The organism is Malonomonas rubra, assembly GCF_003247215.1.
Lineage (GTDB): Bacteria > Desulfobacterota > Desulfuromonadia > Desulfuromonadales > Geopsychrobacteraceae > Malonomonas > Malonomonas rubra_A.
The window spans coordinates 1-4,382 of sequence record NZ_QKAP01000018.1; the positions used below are offsets into that span (position 1 = coordinate 1).

Below are 4,382 nucleotides of genomic sequence, written 5' to 3' on the forward strand. Positions count from 1 at the left end.
AACTGTCAGGTCTGCCATGCCGAAGCACAGGGGATCGACACCTGCCTGCAATGCCATGCTTCTGCTCTTGCTAGCTTTAACTATGCGCACAACCATCTTGGCATCCAAGGGGAAGGGAATCCCTGTATCTCCTGTCACGATCCGCATGTCGGTGATCGATCGGGGCTGCTGCCGAACAATGTCGGAAACACCTGTCGTGACTGTCACGCTGATACCTTTGCCCGCCAGGAAAAGAGTCTGCATAAACATGGCAACTGGGAAACCTGTACCGACTGCCACCAGTTGCATGGCAGTAACGATGTGGTAATGCTCAAGCAGGGGCATCAGGTCTGCAATGTTTGTCATGATCAGCACAAAGGGTTTATCCATCCGATCGGCGAGGATGCGCGCGATCCGCGTAATCAGCAGCCGATGGATTGTCTGACCTGTCATAACGCAAACGATGGTTCAAACTACCGCTTCTATCTGCGAGGCAGTGGTGAGCGTGGACTCTGTGTTCAGTGTCACCAAGGGTATTGATGGAGGCGCGGATGAGAATGAAGATGAAAAATATCGTGTTGTCGATCTGTGCGCTTTTAGTGTTTCCGCTGCTGGTCGGTCCCGCAGTCGCGACAGGGCCGTGGTCTTATCTTCGGCAACTGCCGGATAACGATTCCGGGGTCAGACTCGATTTGGCGAGCTCCCTGTCGATCGATACGAACAAACAGCGCTATTACCTGGTTGATGCGCGTGGGGGGCAGCTGGTCTCCTTTGATAAAAATGGCAAATTCCTCTCCGCTTTCAACGCCGGTGGAGAGTTGAAGACTCCGGTGTCGTTGACGCGAACCACTAGTGGAATTTTGTGGGTGGCCGATCGTTATGATAACAAGCTTTTGTATATAGACCCGCGTCAGCAGAAGGTGCAACGGTTTGACCTGAAGTATCCGGATGGTAAACAGATTTTGCCGGCAAAGATCGACCTCGATGCCGAAAATCGACTGTTTGTTTTGGATCAAAGACGGGGGGCGATTTTGCAGCTGGATGACAACCTGAATGTTATGCACAGCTACCAGGGGACAGCCGCTTTCAAGGGGTTTGTTGATTTTAAGATCAAAGGGGAAACTCTCTGGGCGCTGGATGGTTTGTCCTCAAGCGTTTACCGTTTCGCCATCGGCTCTGCTGCGCTTGAGGCGGTACAACTTTCGGGCCTGAAATTTCCCGTTTCGCTGGAGATCGATAGCGCCGGCCAGTTCTATGTGCTGGACCGCCATGCCGGTATCGTGGTGGTGTTCGGGCCGAACGGCGAGAAGCGTTTCGATTTTCTCGGCAAGGGGAAGCGCAACGGGCAGTTGTGGTTTGCCAAAGAGCTGATTTTTGATTGGGAAGAGAAACTTTGCGTGGTTGATGAAGGAAACAATCGGGTTGATATCCTGACCCGTTGAATCTGGCCTCTGGCAGGGTGTTATGACGTTTTTATCAAACCAAATGCAGATCAGTTCGAAGACCGGGAAGCTCTTTTCTGTTTTCTCGCTGACGTTGTGGATTTTCGCGTTCGGCGTGTCGGTTGGTTATGCTGCTTTGGACAATCAAAAGTGCACTGAATGCCACACGATGCATCGTAGTCAGGATAATCAGGTCTTAAGCGAGTGGGGGGCCGGTGGTCCTTATACTGCACTGATGGTAACCAGTTGCGCCGGCTGTCACACTGGAACGAACCAGCCCGGCAGCATGCCTTACGTCATGTCATCTGTGGCGCCTTTGTATGGTGTTACCGGCACCGAAAGCAATACCAACACCCTGGCCGGTGGCAGCTTCTATTGGGTTGGTGACTCGGCCAGCAGAGGGCATAACGTTTATGGTATCGCTAGTGCCGATCCAAACCTGCCTCTGCCGCCCGGTTTCAACGGCCAGGATAAAGCGATCGATGATAGTTCCCCCGGTGGCGGGATTTGGCTGAGTGGAACACAGGTGACCTGTGCCGGGATTTACGGTTGCCACGGCACGCATGCTGTGGAGGTTGAATCGACGGCGATCCGCGGCGGCCATCACCATGGGCTGGAGAATGCGATTACTACTGCGTCGAGCGAACCGGGAGAAAGCTACCGGATGCTGTTGGGGGTTGTCGGTTACGAAGACCCGGAGTGGGAACTGACGCCTACGGCAACGGCGCATAATCAATATAAAGGGGTTTCTCTGGCCAGAGATAAGACGACGATCAGCGCCCTCTGCACGCGTTGCCATGGGGATTTCCATAGCGAGGCCGGAAGCGCAACAGAGGGTTGGACCCCGCATCCGGTCGATTACGACATGAGTGATACCGCGCTGGATTCTGAATATCGGCTGTACGGCGGGGAGACCAATCTTTATCAGGTTGCAGTTCCGCTGGCCAGTACGCAGGTGACCGCGCCGAAAGAGTTTGTTCTGCAGGGTGGCGATTCAATTATTACCTGTGTCTCCTGCCACCGGGCTCACGGCTCACCCTTTGAAAAACTGCTGCGCTGGGATTATTCGGGCAGTCCCGGTTCCGGCTGTGTGTACTGCCATACCTCAAAAAGTTGATCCTCTGTTTGAATAGTGTCTGGAGCTGATAATGATTAGGCGTTTTTTCATCGCTGGTCTGTTTTTTTTGCTCGTAGCCTGTGCTGGTACACAGGCCAAAACCGACAACGTAATTCACTCGACAGCAGATCAAGCTGTTTTGTCCATTTATCTTGGTACTGCCGGGTTTTCTGACCGTCAGGTCAGTGTGCGTTTGGAGGAGGTTGCGGTCAATGTCGATAATGTCTGGATCGCCCTCGACATTGCCCCTGTTGATATTAGTCTCGCCGAATTGAAGAAACAGCGGTTGCTGTTGGGGGCCGCAGTTGCGCCTTTAGGCGAACACCGCGAGCTGCGCTTAAGTTTTTCCTCCGTTCCAGTTGACGTCGGTGGTGAAGAGGACGGTAAACAGCAATTTTATTTAAAACTGCCGGAACCACTTACTTTGAATGCTGGTGACAGTAAGTGCCTATTCGTCGACTGGCAATTGGCGAATGCGGAGCCCGGTAGCCCAAAAGTGCTCTCCAAATTCAGTGTCTGGGGGCAGCGACAGGTGTTGGGCGGCGAGCTTCTGTATGTTGCCTGTACAAACATCAACACCATTTATGTTGTGCGAATCGATACTAACGAGGTGGTGTCGGCATTCGGGGTTGCCGGCCCTCTGGCCGATATTCAGCTGGACAATGGGCAACGCCGGCTTTATATCCTCAGCCGGGGGCGCCGGTCGATTTATGTCTACGACTGTCTCAATGAGCGTCTAATCGATCAGATCCCCTTGACCGCCAGTGTCGACCCTCAGCACTTGGTCTTGTCGCGCGATAGTGGCTACGCGTATGTTTCAGATCCAGCCGCCGGGGCTGTATTCAAGGTCGATCTGGATGCTGGAAATGTATTGCTCCAGGGCCGGATTGGGCATCGGCCGGAGCACTTATTGGAGATCGCCGATCATTCCAGTTTGGCGGTCAGCTCTCCAGCCTCTAACCAGGTCTACCTTCTAGACACGCAGTCTCTTCAGGTTAAGCGGGTTCTGCCGGTCGGTCTTGCGCCTGCTGGGTTGATGTTTTTTGATGACTCTTTATATGTTGCCGAAACAGGCTCCCAATCAGTCGCCGTTTTCGATCTGCAGTCGGGTAAACAGTTGGCAAAGATCAGTGTGGGGATTAAGCCAGATACTTTGCTAAGCGTAGATTCAAGGACCGCTTATGTGAGCAACTCTGGGGAGGCGACCCTGACTGCTTTGTCTGCCGGTCAGAATATCGCATTCCGAAGGGTCGGACCGATTGCTGACCCGCACGGGATGGTTTATTCAACGCGGAAAAGAATGTTATATGTAGAATCCCGCAAAGAGAATCGGGTTGCCGTTGTCGATGTAGGAAGCGAGCGCGTTTTGGCATCTGTTGCTATAGGCAGTGCTCCAAGTTCTTTGGCGATTCTGGAATAGGCAGCGTAAGTGAACCCGGTAAATAAATCCATTCCTCACCCGTGAAAATACCGTACAACATGTCCGCTATTTGGCAATGTTTACCGTTAAATAGAGGATTTGCTAGCTATAATTTTATTGATCTAATGTTGTTAAGGATTTGTTCTGTAATGTTATTTTTTTTATCATAATTAGCCGGGGTTATCGAGAAAAGGGATTGGAGCGTTGGCATATTGTCTGCTATAAAATGTGACGGTGAATTTTATTAAATACCAAGGTATTGATCGGAATTTGGTCATAACAATCTAGACCACGACCAACACCTTGGTTGTTTTGATAAATGTTGTTTGGTTTGGCAAGTTCTTCTTGAGTGATCAAAAAACTCATCTGCAGCTAAATGGCCTGGGGAGGCATGATGAAATCGGTGAGGCGAATTGCGTTGTTG

Annotated in this window: 4 protein-coding genes; all 4 read left to right on the plus strand. The window is 51.7% G+C overall.

Features of this window, described 5'->3' with window-relative positions:
• A partial coding sequence (locus Q7J88_RS01795; RefSeq protein WP_303720438.1) for a cytochrome c3 family protein occupies window positions 1-519 on the plus strand: 519 nt, incomplete at its 5' end.
• 11 nt (window positions 520-530) lie between these two features.
• Window positions 531-1,421, plus strand: a complete 891-nt coding sequence (locus Q7J88_RS01800; RefSeq protein WP_303720439.1) for a hypothetical protein — start codon at window positions 531-533, stop codon at window positions 1,419-1,421.
• A gap of 43 nt (window positions 1,422-1,464) precedes the next feature.
• Window positions 1,465-2,538: a cytochrome c3 family protein gene (locus Q7J88_RS01805; protein WP_303720441.1), complete on the plus strand. Its 1,074-nt coding sequence runs from the start codon at window positions 1,465-1,467 to the stop codon at window positions 2,536-2,538.
• Window positions 2,539-2,569: 31 nt separating this feature from the next.
• Window positions 2,570-3,958, plus strand: coding sequence for a YncE family protein (locus Q7J88_RS01810; protein WP_303720440.1), 1,389 nt, complete (start codon window positions 2,570-2,572; stop codon window positions 3,956-3,958).
• Window positions 3,959-4,382 lie beyond the last annotated feature (424 nt).